We start from the raw sequence: 21,009 nt of genomic DNA on the forward strand, positions 1-21,009 counted from the left end.
TCATCGTCGGTGAATTAGCTTTCTGAGAGAGCGCACCGACACGCGAAACCAGTGGTTTCGAGGCGTCGAGCAGACGTATGCCGATTCATAATTATGCCTCTTTGCGGGCTTCATACAGGTCGAATACGTATCCTTGCAAATCATGCGCCAACATCTTCTCTCACAACGTTCGACCGAGGCGCCTGCCGCCCGCGAGCAACTGCTCGCCCGGTGGGTGAAACAACCGCCGACGAGCCCGATAATACAGTATCTCCGCGACGAGGAGCGAACGACCGCACTGAAGCGCCTCGGGCGGCGCGACCGCGTCCTCGACATCGCCTCCGAAGCGACCGTTACCGCCGGTATCGACGCCCGCGAGGTCGTCCGCGTCGACTTCTCGCATGACGCTTCCGCTCGCGCCCGCGAGATACTCGGTGAGTCAGTCACGGAGTACGTCGTGGTCCCGCCGGGGCGGCCGACGATACCCTTCGCCGCCGACGACTTCGACGGCGCGATATCAATCGGCCCGTACGATTGGCGCTTCCTCGACGTCGAGTCGCTGACTGACGAACTCCACCGGGTCGTCGCGGAGGACGGCCGCGTCGTCTTCTCGGTCCCCACACCGCGGTCGCCGTACGCGAAGACGCACCGAAACGTCCTCCAGTATTTCGACCCAGACGACGCGATGGACCTGCTCGCGCCGGGGTATCACCGCACCGGCCGTGACCTGCTCTTCCAGTATCCGTACCCGATTCACCTCGCTATCTCGAAGCTTCCCGACGCGGCCCAAGAGCGGTTCGTCGTTCTCGCGCACCGGCTTTCCGACGTTCTCACTGACGCCGACGCCGACGACTTCGCATCGTATCTCGTCCTCTCGGGGGAGCCGATACCCTACGAACGCTATCTCGACGAGTCGCTAACCTGTCTCTTCCGCCCGATGAACGAAGCGGGGTTCTGGAATCACGAGCGCTCCCGAATCCTGCGCGCACAGAAGTACCGCTTCGAAAACGGCCTGCTCACGTGGCGACCAGACACCCGCATCCACTGGCGCTATGCACCCTTTGGCATCATGGGTGCGATGCGCTGGCGGGCATCGTCCCTCGCCGACGACCGCTACGACGAACAACTTCGCGCCGAGTTAGACGGATTCGCCCGCGACACGAGCGACGACGAGACACTGGCCGAGATGCCGAGTTACGGCCTCGGCCCGCTCATGGTCGCGTTCAGCGTCGCCGCCCGAGTGTTCGAAGACGACCACGACCGATACCTCGACGTCGCACGGCGACTCTTCCAGCACACCGTCGAACGCGTCTCGTTCGACCACTCGGAAGACACGCTCGTCCTGATGGGGTGGGCCCACCTCTACGAAGCAGCCCCGACGCCCGATGTGCGCGACGCAGTCACCGATGGACTGCACGCCGTCGTCGAGCGACAGGCACCCGAGGGACTGTTCCACTTCGAGAACCATACGACGCGACGCCATCAGAACCAGATGTACACGCTCTGGGGAATCGGCGCGGCAATCCGTGCGACTGGGCTAACCGGATATTTGGAGGTGATAGAGCGCGTCCTCGACTACACCATCGAAGAGCGGATGTTAGACAACGGGGCGTTCATCTGGGAGGACCTTCCAGTCTGGAAGCGCCTTCGCCACGACGTGACAAAACACCTGCTCGACCGCCGCCCGCCGCACTGGGATTTCCTCTACGAGTGCCACCAGACGTTCTTCGTCAACGCCGTGATGTCCTACTACGCCGCCGGTGGAGAGAAGAACTACGACAGAGAGGTCGGCGACGCGTTCGCGTGGATATACGGCCGCAACGCACTCAACCTCGACCTCCACGACTACTCGGGTATCGGCGTGCCGATGCGCTTCCTGACGCTGGGCGAGCGCATGGACGTGGGCGACCAGATGTACAAAGGCTCCTACGAAATTGGCTCGTACATCATGGCCCTCTCGAACGTCCTCGACGGGGCGTTCGAGTACCGCGTCGAGTAGGGTGAACCGCCTCGGGGTCACGCCCCGGAATCGCGTATCTACCCCGTCGAATCGCACTCTGCTCCCGGTCTCAGGTTCCCACCGCCGACAGTCGCGCCCGAACCTCGGCGAGTGCCTCGACCGGTTCTCGCGAGAGCGAGTAAGTGTCTTCGGACCCGTCGGTCAATGCGACCGTGAGTTCGTCATCGTCGTACCCAATCGCAGAGACAGTGCTGTACTCGTAGCGGTGAGCGTCGTCACCGACCTCGAAGAACCGGTGAGCGAGGCTGACTGATGCGTCGTCGTGGACGACGAACGCGTCGTCGCCGACGAGGAGTGTCGTCACCGTGTACGTCTTCGCGGGGGCGACGAACGCGAGACGCCGGTCAGCGGTCAGTACAGTGTAGACCGCAGTGTCCCCGTCTGCGTCGTCAACGGTGTCGAGAACCGCAGATTTGACGCGGTCGATTCCGGCGTCGAGCAACGGCTCGAACCGGCGGTCGACGTACCGGATGCCGACGGCGGCGATGGCTCCGCCACCGAGAATCACCGCCGCCCCCTGGACCAGTTCACCGAACTCGACGATGAAGTACCCGCCGAGAAACACCGCCCCGACGACGAGCCACTGCCACTGCCACCCTGCCGCCCACAAGGGCTGGAAGACGTCGCCGTCAAGTGTGTCTTTACGAGCCATACCGTCGCCTCTGGCTCCGGTTCGTACGCTCTGTTCGGATTCGAGTCGGCGCGGCGTTGCAGTTCATGCCTCGAGCAGTTCGACGAGAGTTCATGCCTCAAGTAGTTCGACGAGGTTCCCTTCCGGGTCGCGGACGAACGCGATTCGCGTCCCGCTTTCCGTGATCTGTGGCTCGCTAAGTGTCTCGACGTGCGGCGGGAACTGGTCGACGACGGCGTCGACGTCGTCGACGGAGAGGCCGAGGTGTGCAGCGCCCGGACGATTGAGAGATGCGTCCGGCAGCGACTCGCCTTCGGGGTCGTATTCGACGAGTTCGACTCGGACGTCGCCGCCATCGAGGTGGGCGAATCGGCCGGTCGCGTTCGGAACGTCGACGGCGGTCGAGAACGCGTCGCCCGACACGGAGAACGTGTCGAGGACCGAGAGACCGAGAACGTCGCGATAGAATTCGAGTGTGCGGTCGAGGTCCTGAACCGTGATACCGACGTGATGGGCGCGAAGGCTGGTCATATTCGGGTTGCGTGCGACACCCGCAAAATCGCTTCGTTCGGGAGACGTACGCGAGGAGTTATTCGACCAAAACGTGAGCAGCGTTCGGCGATGGACACCGATTCGAAGTCGCCGAAGCAGTCAGGAAAAGACGTGACAGACTGGTCTCGATTCCTGACTGTCAGCATATGTATCGAATTAATGTATCACATTTTCTGAGCGGAACGGGAGTGCAGTCGTTCGATTTCGTCGAGCGAACCGGGTTCTGTCTCTTTAACTATACGAGACGAGCGACATTGTCGTCGTATTTACACCATGTCCCCTCTCGGTGGTTCTGTCCGTCCGACACGAATTGCCCTCGCGGTTTTCATGGTTCTCGTGGTCATCTCAGGTGACGCAGCGCTCTTTGTCCAACCGGCGTCCGCGGCATCCGGGTGGGCGATGGAAGACGATGAGTTCCGCGAAGAGACGGTGCTCTCGGGGCTCTCCCAACCGATGATGGTCGAGTTCCTTCCCGATGGTCGGATGCTCGTCCTCGAAAAGGCCGGAAAGATGTACATCGCCGACCCGCAGACGGGCGAAAAAGAGGTCTACATGGACCTCACATCGCAGACCGAGACCGGTGGTGAACGCGGCCTCCTCGATATCGCGTTGGACCCGAACTTCGAGTCGAACGGCTACGTCTACGTCTTCTATAGCCCCACCGAAGGCGAGACGAAAGACCGCATCGCTCGGTTTACCCACCGCGAGAACGCCGGTGGGCTCTCCAGTCGCGGCGACAAATCGACCGAGAAGCTCATCTGGCAGCACAACCGCAAGTGGGGCTGGAACGCCTACCACCACGGTGGCGGCCTCGACGTCGGCCCCGACGGCAAACTCTACCTGACTACCGGCGAGATGTTCAACGGCGACTTCTCCCAAGACCTCGGCGAGGCGGCGGGGAAGGTCATTCGCGTCAACCGCGACGGCTCGGTTCCGAGCGACAACCCGTATGCCGATTCGAGCAACCCCACAACCCGATACATCTGGGCGATTGGGCTTCGGAACCCCTACCGCTCGTTCTGGGACGACGGGACCCACTACATCGGCGAGGTCGGTGGCAACGACCGCGACGTCGCACAGGAAGACCTCCACATCGGCCGCAAGGGAGCGAACTACGGGTGGCCGAACTGCGAAGGCAACTGTGAGGACCCCGCCTACGACGACCCGCTCTACACGTACCCACACGACCCTGAGGTCGGCGGGTCGATTACGGCTGGCTTCGTCTACCACGGAGACCAGTTCCCCGCGACGTACGACGACGACATCTTCATCGGTGACTACGCGCAGGGCTGGATTAAGGCGTTGAACGTCGGGTCGAATGGCGAAGTGACCGACGTGACCAACTTCCACCGAAACGCTGGCGCTGTGGTCGCGCTCCAAGAAGGACCCGATGGGTCGCTCTACTACGTCCAAATCGTCTCTCCACCGACGTACGAGACCGGGGCTGTCAAGCGCATCACCTACGAGGGTTCGACCGGGAACAGCGCACCGCGTATCACGAGCGCGGCGGCCAACACGTCGTCCGGGGAAACCCCACTGACAGTCTCTTTCGACGGCAGCGCAACAGACGCCGACGGGGATGACCTCACCTACACGTGGCGATTCGGCGATGGAACCTCGGCGACGGGCGCGTCGGTCACACATACCTACAACACGAGTGGGCAGTTCGACGCAGTCCTCGAAGTGTCCGACGGCACGGCGACAGTGACGTCGAACCCGATTCGAATTTCGGCCGGGAACGCACCGACGGCGACCATTGAGACACCAGCCGACGGTACGGTCTTCCACGCCGGAGAGCACATCAACTTCAGCGGCAGCGCAACAGACGCCGAAGACGGCACGCTCGACCCGTCGATGCTCGAATGGACAGTCGTCTTCCTCCACGACGACCACACCCATCCGGTGCTCGGGCCGGTAAACGGCTCCGGCGGCGAGATTCACGTCGAGGACAGCGGCCACGACTACAGCGGCGACACCGGCTACCGAATCACGCTGAAAGCCACCGACTCGGATGGGACAACCGACACCGACGTGGTGACGCTCCAGCCCGACAAAGTCAATCTGACGCTCGACACGTCCCCCACCGGCTTGACGGTCGACCTCGACCAGATTCCACGCGAAACGACCTACGTCGCGGACACACTCGTCGGGTTCCAACACAGCGTCGAAGCGCCCGAAGCACAGTGTGTCGCCGGAACGCGATACGAATTCGACTCGTGGTCCGACGGGGGCGAGCGCCTGCACACGATGACCGCCCCTGAGAGCGACTCCACACTGACCGCGACGTACACCGCCAATGGGTCCTGTGAGTCGCTTCCGATCGACGGTCTCGTCGCTCACTTCGAGACTGGAAGCGGAGTCGTGACCGACGGCGACGCCGTCACGGCGTGGACAGACCAGTCAGGCAGCGGCAACGACCTCGCTGCTGTCGGGTCCCCCACGCTCGTCTCGGGTGTCGCCAACGGCCGCGACGTGGTCCGATTCGACGGCACCGACGACGCCCTCGAACACGTGGGAGGACTGACTCTTCCGACCGGCGATTCGGACAGGACAGTCTTCTTCGTCGCCGACTACCGCGAGGGTGGTTTCGGCGGTGTCGCGTGGGGCGCACCGCAACGCAACCGTGCCTTCGGTCTCGTCGCCGACGCGAACGGCGACCTCGCAGTGCAAGGCTGGGGCAGTGGCAACGACTTCAGCTCCGGCGTCGACGCGGTCGGCCCCGGGATGGTCGTCCAGTCTGCCACGGTCCAGTCGGGCGAACTGACTCACTACAAAGACGGCGTCGCCATCGACTCGGCGACACACACCTTCGACACAGCCGGAGACAGGCTGGTCGTCGGTGCCGAGATGACACCGCCCCCGTATCTCGACATGGACGTGGCGGCAATCGTGGTCTACGACCGCGCGCTCTCGACGAGCGAGCGCCAGCAGGTCGAAACCTACCTCGAAGACCGCTACCTCGGTGACGAACCCGAACCGGGGCCGAGTGTCGATATCACGAGTCCCGACGACGGCGCGACCATCACGGGACCAAACGTCACTGTCTCGTGGAACGCCACGAGCCACGTCGAAGGCGACCACGTCCACCTCACGCTGGACGACGCGAGCACCCACACGACGGTGATGGAACTCGATGGTTCGCACACGTTTACCGACCTCTCACCCGGAGTGCACACCGTCCGGGTCGCGGTCGCATCTGCGGGCCACGCGGTTTACCAGAACCCCGAAGCGAACGAGACGGTTTCGTTCGACGTAGTTACGGAGGACTCGTCCGGGGACGAGAGTGACAACTCCACTGACACCGGGACTGACAACTCTACCGACACTGGCACTGATAATTCCACTGACACCGGAACCAGCAACTCCACCGATACCGGAACCGACGACGGGACTGACGATGGGACGACGACCGGCGGGTCGCCAGCGACCGACAGCACAGAGGGAGAGGACAGTACGTCAGACGAGAGTAACAGTGGGAGTAGCAACAGCGACTCCGTCGGGAGCAGTAGCGGGAGCACGTCGGGAGGCAGTAGTAGCGGCGGGTCGTCCAGCAGTGGCGGCAGTAGTAGCTCCTCCAGCGGTGGCGGCAGCAGTGGCGGTGGAAGTAGCGATAGCACGTCTTCAGCGTCTGAAACAACCGAATCCCAGTCCGAACCGACCCCGACCATCGAGGCAAACACGAGCGTCGGCGAAGTCGCGCTCGGGGAGAACATCTCCGTCGTCGCCACGGTCCGAAACACCGGCGACGCGCCCACCGAAGTCAGTCTCGACCTCCAATTGAACGGCACGGTCGTCACGACCGAGACGATACAGGTCGCTGGCGGTGAGGAGACGACAGTCGAACTGTCCTACGCGCCCGACGAGCCCGGAGAATACGCCGTCTCAGTCGGCGGTTCCTTCGTCGGAACAGTCGTCGTGAACAGCCACAGCCCGGCGCTTCCCGACGACGGACGCAACGCTATCGGCGTCAGCGACGATACCGAACGTGGGAGCGACGAGGACAGTGTGAAGCGAGCCACGGGAGACGCGGAAGCGACCAGTATCGATAGCGACGAACCGGTGGCCGAAAACGGAGTCGCAGGTGGAAGCGACCGGGTCGGAGACACCGACGCGAGTGAGGAGCGCACCGAAACACAAACGCCCGGTTTCGGGGTTGCAGGGGCGATTCTGGCACTACTCGTGGTCGCGCTCGGTGGTGCAGCAGCGGTCCGAAAGCGGCACTGAGGTCCCCGGACGCTCACCCGCCGAACTTCGTACAGTCTTTACCTCCCGAGCACCCGTCTCCGGGTACGATGGACGCTCCGCACGCACGAACCGAGGAGGGAAGACGATGAGCGAAGCAATCGTCGAATCGCTCCCGCCGACGGCAGTCCCCGCGTCGTTCGTAGACGAACTCGAAGCGAACGAGGCAATCCAGCAGGCCGTCGCCGTACGCGGCTACAACCTCGAACGCGACGGGGAGACGGTGAAGCACGCCTACCAACTGGTGGTGAACGTCCGCGGGAAGTACATCCTCGGACTCCACCTCTCGAACGGCGAGTGGCGAATCGTCTTCGACACGCGCGACCACCCGGAACTGGCACAGGAAGGGCCGGAAGCCGCCTACAAAGAGGTTCACGACGCCCTCTACGAGCGTGCTCCTTCGGACGCCGAAATCGACTTCGAATCGACGCCGCGGTTCTGGCACGCGCCGCAGTAGCTGTTTTCGACCGACATCGTCGGTTCGGCTTCGGGGAGCGAGGAGGGTTGCCACCCACCACCGTCCGACAGTAAGGTGGTGGTTTACGTCGAGCGGGCGTCGTTAGGCGCTCTATGCTTAATCTACTCTCTCACGTTCGTCTAGCCGATTGAACGGTGTCTTTCATGTCTCCCCCAAAAGTACTCATCGTCGGCATCGACGCCGCGTGCTTCGAGCAACTCGACCCGCTCGTCGAGTCGGGGGCGGTCCCGACTATCGCCGAACTCCTCGACACCGGTGTCGTCGACGAACTCGAAACGACGCATCCACCGTGGACGCCCTCCGCGTGGCCCTCCGTCGTAACCGGGGCGACGCCGTGGCAACACGGAGTCTACGACTTCTACGGCTACGACCGCGACCCCGACGGTGAACTCGTCTCCGCCCGAGACGTACAGGTCCCCTATCTGTGGGAGATACTCTCCGCACACGGTCTCTCGTCGGTCGTCGTGAACGTCCCAGTCACACATCCGGTCCACGAGTTCGACGGAAGTCTCGTCCCGGGCTATCTCGCCACCGAAGGCGTCGATATCCTCGTCGATGGCGAGAAGCGACAACTCGACGAAGTGCTTCCAGACTACCGAGTCTACGCGGGCCAGACGGCGACCAGAGAAGACCGGCTCGCCGAATACGAGCGATTGGTGGACGCCCGAGTCGATGCCGCCGAGACGCTCGCCGACGCGACCGAGTGGGACCTCATGATGGTCCAGTTCCAGAGCACAGACGGCGTCTTCCACACCGACGGCGACGACCCGGATGCTGTCGAACGCGTCTACCGCCGGGTCGATGCGGGTATCGAGCGATTGGTCGAACTCGCTGGCCCCGACGCCCACGTCGTCCTCGTGTCCGACCACGGAATCCACCAGTACGAGCGTGTCTTCTACCTCAATTCGTGGCTGAAAGACCGCGGTGACCTCGTCACGACAGACGAATCCGTCCGCCACGCGTGGAACGAACAGACCAAACACACCGCGACGAGCGAGGGCGACGACGACACCCGGCCACCACTCGCGACGCGAACGCTCCGAGGCGGACTCGGCCTCCTCGGGCACGTCGGTGTCACCCCGACGCGGGTCGAGCGCGTGCTCGCCAGCCTCGGCCTCGACCGAACTGTCGCGCGGGTACTTCCCGACTCGGTGCTTCAGGAAGTCGTCGACGCGAGCGAATACGTCGATTTCGACCGCTCTGCGGCCTTCACTCGGTCGCTCTCTTCGCTTGGGATTCGATGCAATGTCGAGGGGCGCGACCCCGGCGGCGTCATTCCCGCCGACGAGTTCGATGCCTACCGGACCCAACTCGTTTCCGACCTCCGCGAGGTCACGGCACCCGATGGAACACGGGTCTTCGACGCCGTCGAGGACAGACACGCCCTCGCCGGACGCGACGTAGCTGGTGAGCAGAGCGCGCCGGACATCCTGCTGTTCCCGGCACGAATGACGTGGAAGATTTCGGATATCGTCCGTGACGAGCAGTTCGGTGAGACCGACGAGTTCAGCCACACGTGGACCGGTCTGTTCGCCCTGAGCGGGCCAGCAACGTCGGTAGGAACGCTCAACGTGGCGGACGCGACGGTTATCGACGTGGTGCCGACGGTCCTCTCACTTTTCGGCATCGACCCTCCAGCCCACGTCGAAGGGACCTCGCTGCTCGACGACTGGGACCCGGCTCTCGTCGGCCGTGACACCGAGGAACCAGCCGACACCGACGCGACCCACACCACCATGTCCGCAGAAAGACGGTTCTTCGACGACGAGAGAACCGACTCGAGCGAGGACGAATCGGCGGCCGACGAAGATTCGGAATACGTCGCCGACAGGCTCCGCGAATTGGGGTATCTGGAATGAGCGACTCGAACCCCCTCGTCAGCGTCGTCCTCCCGACGTACAACCGTCCCGACGGGCTTCGCCAAGCGGTCGCGAGCGTGGCCGCACAGACGTACAGCCCGATAGAACTCGTCGTCGTCGACGACCACTCCGAAATCCCGGCGCGTGAGGTTCTCGACGAGCCGACCGTCGGTGTCGACGCCATCCATCGGGTTCGCATCATTCGCCATCCGACGAACCGCGGTGGCAACGCCGCCCGAAACACCGGTATTCGAGCTGCAACCGGGCGCTTCATCGCGTTCCACGACGACGACGACGAGTGGTATCCCGAAAAGCTCGCTCGCCAAGTCGACGTGTTCGATGGCGTTTCCGAGAGCGTCGGCCTAGTCTACACCGGAACCGAGTACCGCGAAGCTGGCAAGACCGTGCAGAAACAGACCGGCGGCGTCCGAGGCGATGCGACGCGTGCCCTCCTCCTCGGAGGGTCGCTGTCAGAGTTTTCCGGTGTGATGGTCCGCCGGTCGGTCGTCGACGACGCTGGACTCCCGGACGAGCGGTTCCCGAGTTGGCAAGACCGCGAATGGTTCGTCCGACTCTCACAGCACTGCCGCTTCGCGTCGGTCGACGAGGCGCTGACGATTCGGTACGTCGAGGGAGGCGACCGCGTCACGAAACGCTTCGAGACGAAGCGTGACGAGAGTTTCCCGCTTTTCGTCGAGCAGTTCCGCCCGTTGGCGAGGCAACTCGGTATCGAACGACAGTTCGTCGCGGCGCATCGCGCGAAACTCGGGAAAGAAGCCCTTCGGACGGGCTACTATGGGGATGCGCGCCGTCTGCTGGCGCTCGCCTTGCTCGGTGGCCACGTCGATTCCGACACGCTCGTCCACCTGTCTGTCGCACTGGGCGGCCGCGTGACCTACCAGTCGGCGAAGCGACTTGCTCGTGCTGTCAGGTCGCGGGGGGTTCCGACGTGAGTCTCGACGTGCCGTCGGCTACGGGGGCTGAAGGGGCTGCGAAAGACGATACGCAGAGAGACAAGGTACCGAACGCGAACGCGAGATATCACGTCGCCTTCTACATCCCGTCGATGGGGGTCGGCGGCGCGCAGAAAGTGACCGCGACGATTGCGAACGGCCTCGTCGAGGCCGGCCACCGAGTAGACATCGTCGTCTCCTACGGCGGCGGTGAGTTCACCGATGCACTCGACGATTCGGTTCGCGTGGTCGAACTCGGAACACCGCGACTCCCGTTTGTCGGCGTGCTGGCCAGCGTCCCCGCGCTCCGTCGATATCTCAACGAAGAGCGGCCAGACGTTCTCATCGGGGCGATGATGCACGCGAACGTCGTCTCGGTCCTCGCGGACGCAGTCTCCGGAACTGAGACGACCGTCGCACTTACCGAACACAACACCGTCGGCGTCAGACACGGTCGAAAAGAGGCGCTGACGACGAGAATCGCCGCGCGGCTCTACGGAAGCGCCGACAGCGTCATCGCGGTCTCGGAGGGCGTCGCCGACAGCATCGCCACCGAGTTGGGAACGGACCCCGAGTCGATTGCAGTCCTGTACAACCCAATCGAGGTGGACGACATCGCCACGGCAGCGACCCAACCCATCGCTGAGCAGACGCCAGCACGGGAATGGCTATCGGACCCATCGCTACAGGTGCTGTTCACGGTCGGCCGATTAGAGGCGGCGAAAGACCTCCCCACGCTGCTTCGGGCGTTCGCGCGCGTCCACGACGAGCGACCGGAGACGCGGCTGGTCGTCGCCGGGACAGGGTCGAAGCGCGACGAACTGGAGTCGCTGGCCAGTTCACTCGGCATCCGCGAGCGCGTGTGTTTCCCTGGATACGTCGAGAACGCCTACGCGTACATGGGGCGAGCCGACGCGTTCGTCCTCTCCTCGCGACACGAGGGGCTGCCGACAGTTCTCCTCGAAGCGCTCGCGTGTGGACTTCCAATCGTGTCGACCGACTGTCCGAGCGGGCCCCACGAGATTCTCGACGGCGGGGAGTTGGGGCCGCTCGTTCCCGTCGGCGACGACGAGGCGCTCTCGGAAGCGATAGCGCGCGTCTTGGACGACCCCGTCGAAGACACCCGACTCCGCTCTCGGGCTGAGGACTTCTCGGTGCAGGCCGTCACGACGGCCTACGAATCGTTCGTCGCATCGCTGGTGGACGACCGATAGAGCCCATTCGACGCGAACTCGACTGATTTTCTGGCGCACGTCTCTGTCCCTCCGTGGACGACAAGTGCAGACTGCGAGAGCCACGGCTTCGAAGACTGAGTGCGACGACCGGGGGGTTTCGTTGTGTGGTATCCAACTGGAACGTTCACATTAATTGGCCAAATCAGGCGTTAGGAATCATATAACCCCTCGAATTCGACAAGTAAGCCATTGCGAAATTAAGTACATCCAGAACATACGCATTGTTAACAGGAACCGGTGCGAGAACCGCTCGAAGCCTCACAGACGGGCGCGATGTGGAAAGATACCGGTCCTGGTGAAGAACAATGGATATCAAAGAATTCCTCAGCGAATCACGCGCAGTCTCGCCAGTCATCGGCGTCATCCTCATGGTCGCCATTACAGTCATCCTCGCGGCCGTCATCGGGACGTTCGTCCTCGGACTCGGAGACCAGGTGGGAGACACCGCACCGCAGGCGAGCTTCAGCTTCGACTACAACAGCACGGCGGGGAACGTGACTGTCACGCACGAAAGTGGTGACGCAATCACCGCCTCCAACCTGAACGTCTCTGTCTCGTCCAACGCGGGCGCGACCGTGACGACCTACGACGGCGGTGACGGACAGATGAACGCAGGCGACTACTTCGAAGTCGACTCGGGTGCACTCAGCTCCGGTGACACGGTCCGTGTCATCTGGACCTCCGAATCCGGTGCTAACTCTGCAACCCTGCAGAAGTACACCTACAACAACTGAGCGGCTTTCGAGCGACACTCGCCCGATCCACATTTTCCGTTTTTCAGCCATCGAGCGGCAGCACCGACCACGCAGCGGTTGGCTGTCTACTATGAGAACAGATATACAAGGACATACCAAAGACGATATTCCTGGTAACATGAACTTAAATATCTCCAAAACGTTCAATTTACTGTAGGTTTCCCCGGCAAGTGTGTTGCCACCGACTCGATTTTTCCCGCGAGTCACACACTCGTTGTCCGGTTACCATGGAGAACACAATGAACATCAAACAGCTATTCACAGACTCTCGTGCCGTTTCGCCAGTCATCGGCGTCATCCTCATGGTCGCTATCACAGTCATCCTCGCGGCCGTTATCGGGACGTTCGTCCTCGGGCTTGGCAACCAAGTGAGCACCGCACCGCAAGCGAGTTTCACGTTCGACTACAATGGAAGCAACCTGACGATTACCCACGAAAGCGGAGAAGCCCTCGTCGCGTCCCAAATCAACGTGACGGGTGACAGCATCTCCAACGAGCAGTGGACCACCCACGGAACGACCACCGGCGACAAAATCAAGGCCGGAAACTACTACGACGTAGGAGCGACGTTCACGTCCGGTGACGTCGTCCGCGTCGTCTGGACCGCAGAGTCGGGAGCCAGTTCGTCGACGCTCCAGAAGTGGACGTACAACGGCTAGCGGGACTGTCCCACGCCAAACGGCTCTCTTACCGACCAATTACACGTCTCTTCTGTCGGTTTCAACTATACGTCCCTTCTGCCACCCCTTTTGACGAACAGGCGAGAGGAACACTGCCGAGCCCCACCCCCGGCGAACGTTCATAGTGCAAGCCGCAGAATCCGTTGGCATGCACCCGACGGCCAAGCGGTTCGCCGACGAGGTCCGGGCAGAACACGGCATCGAAATCGACGTTCGCGAGTTTCCAGAGGGAACGAAGACGGCGGCCGATGCCGCCGACGCAATCGACTGCGACGTCTCCCAAATCGTCAAGAGCATCGTGATGCGCGTGGGCGACGAGACAGTCGTCGTCCTCACGAGTGGCGCGAACCGCGTCGACGAGGCGGCGCTCGCAACCGAATTCGACGCCGACCCTGCCGAGGTTCGGAGTGCGAACGCCTCCGAAGTAAAGGAAGCGACGGGGTGGAGTATCGGCGGCGTTCCGCCGACGTGCCATGCCAACGGTTGTCCGATACTCGCCGACCCGGTGTTCGACGACTTCGACGAAATCTGGGCCGCCGCCGGGACGCCCGAAGCGGTGTTTCGACTGACGCCCGACCAGCTACGCGAGCTGTCGAACCCGCGGTTCGTCGATGTGTTCGAATGAGTCGTGGCTGCCGTGTTCGAGTGAGTCGCCGCCGCTCCGGAAGCAGTTGCTGGTAGCAAGTGGTGGTAGCAGGCCGAATCAGACCGCCGACTCCCAGAACCGAATCGTCTGGAGAACGATGACGATAGCTAACGCCGCGTAGGACAACGCGAGCGGCGTGAGTTGCTGGATTGGAATGAGAAGCCCGCCCGCGACTGCGAGCGCCGCGAACGTCACGACGAGCGCGCCCATGGTCCGCACGGCGGGCGGGAACACCGACTTCACCCACCTATCGAACGGTGAGACGTCGAGGAACATGGTCAGCCCGACGAGTTCGAGAAGCGCACCGAGTCCGACGAGGAGACCGATGTACTGCGGCCGGGAGAACAACAGCGATTGCAACCCCACGCCAGCAAGGAGCGCAGTGAATGCGGCGGCCCGCTTGGCAGACCGGCCGAAGACAGACCTATCGAGCCACGACCGCTCGACGGGAGCCATATCGACACCGCCGCCGGTTGCGACTGGCCACGAATCTGCGCCCGGCCGTGAGTCTGCACCCGGCGACGAGTTTGCACCCGCTGGTGAGTACCAACCATCGCGGGTACCGGTCTCGACACGGCCACGAACTGCAGCCATCCGTATCTCCGAGAGGACTGTGGCGACGAAGAAGAATCCGAGGAACAGTGCAGCGATTTCTTTCGAATCGGTGACGTCGAACGCGTCGAGCGCGCCGTGGCCCCAAAAGAGGTCCGCTGCGGCAGAATCGTGGATAAGCCGAACGAACGACCCGCCGACGGGTGAGACGTGATAGAAGTCGGGAATCATCGCCCACAGTCCACCGAAGACCACCACGGTCCGGTGGAACCGAAATCTTGGGACGAAGAGCGCGGCCGTGAGCGCGGTCAGCGCCGCTCCGAACGCGAAGTGACCGATTGCGATAGACATGTCGTACCGAACAGATGTACATGTCCGAAGATTACTAGGCGGCTCCTAACGGCTGAGAGCCACGCTACGGCGAGTATCCGCACGTTTCAGAAGTGAAATTCCGGTTACACCAACACCACTATGTCCGCTGTTCTCCGACGGGAGTCGGTGGATTACACGCCAGTCTATCCACCGAGAAACCGACCGAGAGCCGCGTCGATGTCGTCGATACCGACCGTGCCGACGGGGTCGTGACTTCCTTCGGCTGGCGGCTCTTTGAGGCCGGTCCCGGTCGCGATGACTGCAACGTCGTCGCCCGAGTCGACGAATCCACGTTCGACTACCTGTTTGGTTCCGGCGAGCGCCGTCGTGGACGCAGTTTCGACGGACAGACCCGCCTGTGTCGCGAGGACACGTTGGGCGTCTCGAATCTCGTCGTCAGTGACTGAAACGACCGCACCACCGGTTTCGCTGGCGGCACGGAGCGCTCGCGTCCCACTCGGTGGGTCGGCGTTGGCGATAGAGTACGCGATGGTGTCGCCGCCCTCGACGCGAGAGACGGTTGAGTCGCCTCGTTCGAACGCATCGGCGATGGGAGCGCAGGCTGCGGCCTGCGTCAAGTAGAGTTCTGGAATACGGCCAATCGTCCCGGCTTCGTGGAGTTCCCGCACGGCTTTCCACACACCGCTCGCGTGTCCACCACTGCTGACGGGGAGGACGATCGCGTCAGGCACGTCGGGGGCGAAGGCCTCACAGAGTTCCACAACGGTCGTCTTCTGGCCTTCGACCCTGAGCGGGACGTCGGAGTTAAGAAAGACGACGTCGTTGTCGGGCCCGAGTTCGAGCGTTCGGTCGTAGAGACGGCTGTACTCGCCCGCCACGGTCAGTATCGCCGGGTCGAACTGGCCGATAACGTCGAGTCGTGCTTGCGGGACGTCGTCGGGGACGAACACCACACAGGGCACGTCCGCGGCCGTCGCGAACGCGGCGGTACTCATCGCCATGTTTCCGTGCGAAACGGTGCCGACAGCGGCAGCGTCACCGACGAGACCGGATTCGATGGCAGCCAACCCCACGGCACTCCCGCGGTCTTTGAAGCTCCCTGTCGGGTGGCTCCCCTCTACTTTGACGTGGACGGTCGTACCAGCGTACTCGTCGAGTGCATCGTCGCGGAGGAGTGGCGTTCCACCTGCTGCCGCGGCGAGTCCGCCCGGGAAGCCGACCGGGAGCAACGCCTCGTATCGCCACATCCCCGGGGAGTCGGAGACGTCGTCCCACGAAAACGACCCCGGGTCGGTGGCAAGCCAGAGCGGCTCGCCACAGTCACATCTCGCGGCCGGAGCGGTCGTTCGTGCACCACAGTCGTCACAGACGCGTTCGAGCGTCATTGGAAATCGCCCACCATGCTCACTCGGACCCGACGGCGACCATCCCCTTTACGACGTCTGGTTCTTGGGCGCGTTCGAAGGCTGCGGTCAGGTCGGCCATCGGCATCTCGAAGTCGATGATATCCTCCACGTCGATGACACCGCGTTCGAGGAGCGAAATCGCGTCCGGGTACGTATTTCGGAAGCGGAACGACCCACGGAAATCGAGTTCCTTGTCGACCAGTTCGTTGGTTGCGATAGGAATCTCGTCGTCGCCGGAGAGGCCGATACAGACGACGGTCCCGCCACGACGGACGACAGTTGTCGTTGCGGCGATTGCCGGAGTCGCACCAGACGCCTCGACGACGACATCGACACCATCGCCGCCGGTGATGTCGTCGATGGCGGCTTCGAGAGAGCGCTCAGAGACGTTTATCGTCTCTGTCGCTCCCATCTCGCGCGCCCGGTCGAGTTTCGACGGAACCACGTCGGAAACGAGGATGTCGCCTGCACCGGCCGCACGGGCGGTTTTCACGACCATCGCGCCGATTGGTCCAGCGCCCGTTACGAGGACGGTCTCACCGAGGTCGATTGCTGCACGGCGTGTCGCGTGCAGTGCGACACTGAGTGGTTCACAGAGGGCACCCGAACGGGTCGAAACACCGTCCGGAAGCCGGTAGGCAAAGTCGGCGTCCCACGCGACGTACTCCGCGAACGCGCCATCGTCCGGGGGTGTCGCCATGAACTCGACGTCGGGACAGAGGTTGTACGTTCCCGATCGGCACTGGGCGCACTCGCCACATGGAACGCCGGGTTCGAGGGCGACCCGGTCGCCCGAGTCGAGGTGGTCGACATCGCGTCCGACCTCAGCGACGACGCCAGCACTCTCGTGGCCCAAGACGAGCGGGTCGGTGACGACGTAGTCGCCGATTCGGCCGAGTTCGTAGTAGTGAACGTCGGACCCGCAGATTCCGACGTGCCGTATCTCGACCAGCACCTCGTTGGGTCCGGGGGCTGGACGCGGGCGCTCTCTGTGCTCGAAGATTCCTGGTTCTGTGAGTTCGACGACGTGCATGGGCAGTATCGAGACGACGCTCGGTGTTCGAAACACAGGTCGCCCGGCAGTAAGTAAGCCTCGGCGGACAGCGGGTTTCAGGTCGCGTGGGCGCCTCAGACGTCGTACAGTGGGAGTCGCATCGTAACGACCGTCCCTCTCGGGTCGTTGTCGTCGATGCGAACCTCTCCACCGAGTTCGGTGAGTATCCAATTGACGAGCCAGAGGCCGAGGCCGCTCCCGTGAAGCAGCGGCGTCTCTTCGCCCTCTCTGAGGACACGACGTTCGTGAACCGGGATTCCCGGTCCATTGTCGCGAACAGAGACGACGGCCTGCGTGACTGTCGCGCCCGTGTTCTCGACCGACGCCTCGCAGATAACGGTCGGGGCCGCGCTGTCGTTGTGTCTGAGCGCGTTCGTGAGTATCTCGTTGAGTGCAGTCCCGAACTCGGCATCCACGGCAGCGCCGCACTCTGGGACCGACCACTCGACTGTCGCCTCCGAGAACCGAGTCCGAACCAAGTCACAGTGGGCACGAACAACCGACGAAAACGACTGCTTCGCTGGCGACTCGGACGCGTCGTCCGACCTGACGAACGTCTGTTCGATGCGTCTGGCCTGTCGGCTCGTCCGAAGGAGTTCCTCGGTCGACGACCGAATCTTAGACATCGCACTCTCGGCGGTCCCCTCTGGCGTCTCCTCATCGACGATGTCGAGGTAGCCCCGAATGACGTTCAATTCGTTTCGAATGTTGTGCCGCAGGACTCGATGGAGGGTTTGCAACTGCTGTTGTCGGCGTCTCTCGTCGGTGATGTCCATGCGGACCGCGACGATGTAGTTTTCTTCGTTACCAATGGTCGATATCGGTGCGACCGTCTGGTCGATGTGTTGCCGCCGCCCGTCTTTTCGCCGCCCAGTCGTCTCGTCTTGCCACGTGTCGCCCGTCGAGACCGACTCCCACAACTCCGTGTGGAACGACGGGTTGTCTTCACCAGTTCGAAGAACTGAGTGGTGACAGCCGACGACTTCTTCGCGGGTGTATCCGGTACTCTCCTCGAACGCGGAGTTGACGTACTCGATAGTGCCGTCTCCGCTGGCGATGTAAATCGCGTGGCCCGCGTGTTCGACCGCCTCTTCGAACCGTTTCGCGTCTCTGTGCGCCTGGAGTGCATTGATAGCGTGCCCGACGGTTACGCCGAGGTCTGCAAGCACGTTGCGTTCTTTCTCGCCGAACGCGTTGGGTTCGTTTGCGTAGATGGTCAAGACACCATACGTCTCGTCGTCGTGCCGAATCGGAACGCCGGCGACGGCGTCGACTCCGTATCGCGTTGCGAGGTGTCGCCACGGTTCGTACGCGGGGTCGGTCTGGGTCTCTTGGACGATGCTCACGACGCCTTTTCGCAAGGCCGTCCCTGCCGGTCCCCGACCGGTCGGTGTGTCGTCGGCGCGGATGGTGACCGACTCTAGATACTCCGGCGCGTCGCCTGCGACAGTCTGCGGGACGATTTCTCCGGTTTCCTCGTCTGCAGTCCCAATCCAGGCGAACTCGTAGCGGTCAGAATTCGCCAACTGTTCGCACACCTTCTGTTCGAGTTCGCTTCGGCACGACGCCCTCGCCACCGCCTGCGTCGTCTTTCTGAGCGTTCGATTGATGCTGTGGAGTTCGTCGAGTTCGTCTCGCCGTCTCTCGAGTTCGAGTTTCTGTGAGTGGCGTTCGGTGACGTTTCGGATACTCGCTACGAGTCGCGGTGAGTCGTCGAACTCGATGACGCTCACGGACACCTCAGTCACGATTTCGGTTCCGTCCCGTCTGGTAACGACGAGGTCGTCTGTCCACCCTCTTCCGGTGTCGAGCGTGGCCTCGACGAACGCATGGTATCTGTCCGTATCGGTAGAAAACAAAGACGCTGGCGAGAGCTGTCTAAGCTCGGCTCGAGAGTAACCGAGCAGTTCAGTCGCACGCTTGTTCGACTCCTGGATAACGTCACGGACTGGGTCGAAGACGACGATTGCGTCGTTACTCGCTTCGAAGAGCGCCCGGTACTGATGTTCGGCTGTGCGAAACTCACGTGCGTGGGCGACTGAGAGTCGCCGTCGCTCCAAGAGGTTGTTCAGCCGTCGCTCGAACACCGGAATCCGTATCGGTGCTGCAATCGCCTCGTCGACGAGCGACCAGATCCACTGTTTCAGCCGTCGTTCGTCGTCTGAGTGGACGAGCAACACCGGATAGAACTCGCGGTTCGCCGCCCGTTTCTGAGCCGACACCCACTCCCGATGTTGTGCGACCATCCGTTGGTCGACGATACAGATGTCGCCCCGTGGGATGTCCCTGTCACCATCCGAGTCGTATGGATTGGTGTCTCTGTCGGCCGAAGCAAACGGACTGGTGTCGCTATCGGCCGAAGTGAACGAGATATCGCCGTCTTCTGCGACCGGCGAGGCCGCTCCATCGTCGGGCACGAGCGGGACGTGAGGTGTCTCCTCTCGAATCCACTCCGCGAGCAACTCTCTATTTTCGCGGTGGCCGAGAAGCAGCGTCACTCGATGGCTCCGAACGTCTTGGGTCTCCGGCCAGTCGAAATCCACGGGGTTAGAATTCACCACCGACCGTCGCTGACCCGTCGTCGAGGAACTGAACGCCCGTCACCTCGAACCGTGCTCCGCCTCCCGGACACTCGGTCTGCACGACGTCCCACGAGTGCGAGTCGGCGATTCGCTTCACGATTGCAAGCCCGAATCCAGTTCCGTCGACGTTCGTCGAGTATCCCGTCTCGAAGATGTCTCGGGACGTCTCGGTGATACCGTCGCCGTCGTCTTCGACGAAGAACCCTGTCTGAAGCGGGCCGACGGTGATAGTGACGGCTTCGTCGTTGTGTTCGCACGCGTTTCGAAACAGATTCGAGAACAGCTCCTGCAAACGACTCGCGTCCGCGAGGACGGCGGTGTCTTCGGAAAGGTCCATCTTCAAGTCGGACGACTGGGTCTCGACTTGGTTCCAAGAGCGGACCGCGACATCGGAGAGAGACACGGGACCGATGTCGGGCTGTGAGTACTCCTGTTTCGCAAACGAGAGGAGGTCTTCGACTAGTGTGTTCATCCGGTCCAACGCGTCTGATGCTTTTTCGAGGTGTTCGTCAGAGCCGCTTTCCCGCCCGAGTTCGAGATTCCCACGCGCGACGCTCAAGGGGTTTCGAAGGTCGTGTGAGATGATTGCAGCCATCTGCTCGACCTGGTCTCGTTGGCTTAGGTCCTGTGAAAGCCGGCGGTTCCGAAGCAGCGATTCGATTCGCGGTCCGAGTTCTTCGAGAACCAGTGGAACCGTGATGACCTCGTCGACGATATCGAAGACTGACGGGTCGATTTGGTTCCACTCTGGACTCACGACGAGCAGAATCGGAAGGAAGACGGGCTCTTCGGATTGCTTGACGGACACGAGTTGGGTTCGGAACTGTTCCAGAGAGTATGCATCCAAGATACACAGGTCAAAGTCACCAGTTTCGAGTGCCGAGTTGTCGGTCGAGATGTCGTACTCCGGGCGGAGTTTTTCGGAGAGAACTCGTCCGCTTTTCCCGTTCGAGAGCAACAGAAGCAACCGCATATTGTCGGCTGACCCCCGGCCTTCGTCGCCCCCCCACGACTCCTTCCGGGATTGGTTCGGTGTCATCAAATAATCAAAC

Annotated in this window: 16 protein-coding genes; 9 read left to right on the forward strand and 7 right to left on the reverse strand. The window is 62.5% G+C overall.

Features of this window, described 5'->3' with window-relative positions:
- Positions 1-142 precede the first annotated feature (142 nt).
- Complete coding sequence (locus C453_RS12260; RefSeq protein ID WP_008324881.1) at positions 143-1,978, forward strand: class I SAM-dependent methyltransferase; 1,836 nt, start codon at positions 143-145, stop codon at positions 1,976-1,978.
- A gap of 70 nt (positions 1,979-2,048) precedes the next feature.
- Here the strand turns inward: C453_RS12260 and C453_RS12265 are convergent, their stop codons facing one another.
- Positions 2,049-2,651, reverse strand: a complete 603-nt coding sequence (locus C453_RS12265) for a hypothetical protein (RefSeq protein WP_008324882.1) — start codon at positions 2,649-2,651, stop codon at positions 2,049-2,051.
- A gap of 90 nt (positions 2,652-2,741) precedes the next feature.
- Positions 2,742-3,161 (reverse strand): VOC family protein, encoded by a 420-nt coding sequence (locus tag C453_RS12270; protein WP_008324883.1) that lies wholly within the window; start codon positions 3,159-3,161, stop codon positions 2,742-2,744.
- 294 nt (positions 3,162-3,455) lie between these two features.
- Between C453_RS12270 and C453_RS12275 the strand changes: the two genes are divergently transcribed.
- From C453_RS12275 to C453_RS12310, 8 genes are all read left to right on the forward strand, one after another.
- Positions 3,456-7,406, forward strand: coding sequence for a PQQ-dependent sugar dehydrogenase (locus C453_RS12275; RefSeq protein WP_241430753.1), 3,951 nt, complete (start codon positions 3,456-3,458; stop codon positions 7,404-7,406).
- A gap of 106 nt (positions 7,407-7,512) precedes the next feature.
- Entirely contained in the window at positions 7,513-7,881 is a 369-nt protein-coding gene (locus C453_RS12280; RefSeq protein WP_008324892.1) for a hypothetical protein, read from the forward strand.
- Between the two features lie 164 nt (positions 7,882-8,045).
- Complete coding sequence (locus C453_RS12285) at positions 8,046-9,761, forward strand: alkaline phosphatase family protein (RefSeq protein ID WP_008324896.1); 1,716 nt, start codon at positions 8,046-8,048, stop codon at positions 9,759-9,761.
- The gene (locus C453_RS12290; RefSeq protein ID WP_008324898.1) at positions 9,758-10,714 is read left to right on the forward strand and encodes a glycosyltransferase family 2 protein; all 957 of its coding nucleotides are present in this window, start codon (positions 9,758-9,760) and stop codon (positions 10,712-10,714) included. The genes C453_RS12285 and C453_RS12290 overlap by 4 nt, the downstream gene beginning before the upstream one ends.
- Positions 10,711-11,928 carry a glycosyltransferase gene (locus tag C453_RS12295; RefSeq protein WP_008324901.1) on the forward strand — a complete coding sequence of 406 codons (1,218 nt, stop codon included), beginning with the start codon at positions 10,711-10,713 and terminating at the stop codon, positions 11,926-11,928. Before C453_RS12290 ends, C453_RS12295 begins: the two co-directional genes overlap by 4 nt.
- Before the next feature lie 326 nt (positions 11,929-12,254).
- Positions 12,255-12,683 carry a type IV pilin gene (locus C453_RS12300; RefSeq protein ID WP_008324902.1) on the forward strand — a complete coding sequence of 143 codons (429 nt, stop codon included), beginning with the start codon at positions 12,255-12,257 and terminating at the stop codon, positions 12,681-12,683.
- A gap of 260 nt (positions 12,684-12,943) precedes the next feature.
- Positions 12,944-13,363 (forward strand): type IV pilin, encoded by a 420-nt coding sequence (locus tag C453_RS12305; RefSeq protein WP_049907681.1) that lies wholly within the window; start codon positions 12,944-12,946, stop codon positions 13,361-13,363.
- Positions 13,364-13,532: 169 nt separating this feature from the next.
- A complete protein-coding gene (locus tag C453_RS12310; RefSeq protein WP_008324904.1) occupies positions 13,533-14,009 on the forward strand; it encodes a YbaK/EbsC family protein in 477 nt (158 codons plus the stop codon).
- 78 nt (positions 14,010-14,087) lie between these two features.
- Here C453_RS12310 and C453_RS12315 read toward each other — a convergent pair whose 3' ends face one another.
- From C453_RS12315 to C453_RS12335, 5 genes are all read right to left on the reverse strand, one after another.
- Positions 14,088-14,933 (reverse strand): hypothetical protein, encoded by an 846-nt coding sequence (locus tag C453_RS12315; protein ID WP_008324905.1) that lies wholly within the window; start codon positions 14,931-14,933, stop codon positions 14,088-14,090.
- Between the two features lie 164 nt (positions 14,934-15,097).
- A complete protein-coding gene (locus tag C453_RS12320; RefSeq protein ID WP_008324906.1) occupies positions 15,098-16,300 on the reverse strand; it encodes a threonine synthase in 1,203 nt (400 codons plus the stop codon).
- 19 nt (positions 16,301-16,319) lie between these two features.
- Positions 16,320-17,354 (reverse strand): NAD(P)-dependent alcohol dehydrogenase, encoded by a 1,035-nt coding sequence (locus tag C453_RS12325; protein WP_008324907.1) that lies wholly within the window; start codon positions 17,352-17,354, stop codon positions 16,320-16,322.
- Between the two features lie 95 nt (positions 17,355-17,449).
- Positions 17,450-19,933: a PAS domain S-box protein gene (locus tag C453_RS12330; protein WP_241430756.1), complete on the reverse strand. Its 2,484-nt coding sequence runs from the start codon at positions 19,931-19,933 to the stop codon at positions 17,450-17,452.
- Positions 19,923-20,996, reverse strand: a complete 1,074-nt coding sequence (locus tag C453_RS12335; protein ID WP_049907668.1) for a sensor histidine kinase — start codon at positions 20,994-20,996, stop codon at positions 19,923-19,925. Before C453_RS12335 ends, C453_RS12330 begins: the two co-directional genes overlap by 11 nt.
- Between the last annotated feature and the right edge of the window lie 13 nt (positions 20,997-21,009).

The organism is Haloferax elongans ATCC BAA-1513 (assembly GCF_000336755.1).
GTDB classification, from domain to species: Archaea; Halobacteriota; Halobacteria; order Halobacteriales; family Haloferacaceae; genus Haloferax; species Haloferax elongans.

Excerpts from the sequence above, each read along its gene's own strand:
- C453_RS12260 (WP_008324881.1), top strand. The coding sequence starts at position 143 with ATGCGCCAACATCTTCTCTCACAACGTTCGACCGAGGCGCCTGCCGCC.
- C453_RS12265 (WP_008324882.1), bottom strand. The coding sequence starts at position 2,651 with ATGGCTCGTAAAGACACACTTGACGGCGACGTCTTCCAGCCCTTGTGG.
- C453_RS12270 (WP_008324883.1), bottom strand. The coding sequence starts at position 3,161 with ATGACCAGCCTTCGCGCCCATCACGTCGGTATCACGGTTCAGGACCTC.
- C453_RS12275 (WP_241430753.1), top strand. The coding sequence starts at position 3,456 with ATGTCCCCTCTCGGTGGTTCTGTCCGTCCGACACGAATTGCCCTCGCG.
- C453_RS12280 (WP_008324892.1), top strand. The coding sequence starts at position 7,513 with ATGAGCGAAGCAATCGTCGAATCGCTCCCGCCGACGGCAGTCCCCGCG.
- C453_RS12285 (WP_008324896.1), top strand. The coding sequence starts at position 8,046 with ATGTCTCCCCCAAAAGTACTCATCGTCGGCATCGACGCCGCGTGCTTC.
- C453_RS12290 (WP_008324898.1), top strand. The coding sequence starts at position 9,758 with ATGAGCGACTCGAACCCCCTCGTCAGCGTCGTCCTCCCGACGTACAAC.
- C453_RS12300 (WP_008324902.1), top strand. The coding sequence starts at position 12,255 with ATGGATATCAAAGAATTCCTCAGCGAATCACGCGCAGTCTCGCCAGTC.
- C453_RS12305 (WP_049907681.1), top strand. The coding sequence starts at position 12,944 with ATGAACATCAAACAGCTATTCACAGACTCTCGTGCCGTTTCGCCAGTC.
- C453_RS12310 (WP_008324904.1), top strand. The coding sequence starts at position 13,533 with ATGCACCCGACGGCCAAGCGGTTCGCCGACGAGGTCCGGGCAGAACAC.
- C453_RS12315 (WP_008324905.1), bottom strand. The coding sequence starts at position 14,933 with ATGTCTATCGCAATCGGTCACTTCGCGTTCGGAGCGGCGCTGACCGCG.
- C453_RS12320 (WP_008324906.1), bottom strand. The coding sequence starts at position 16,300 with ATGACGCTCGAACGCGTCTGTGACGACTGTGGTGCACGAACGACCGCT.
- C453_RS12325 (WP_008324907.1), bottom strand. The coding sequence starts at position 17,354 with ATGCACGTCGTCGAACTCACAGAACCAGGAATCTTCGAGCACAGAGAG.
- C453_RS12335 (WP_049907668.1), bottom strand. The coding sequence starts at position 20,996 with ATGACACCGAACCAATCCCGGAAGGAGTCGTGGGGGGGCGACGAAGGC.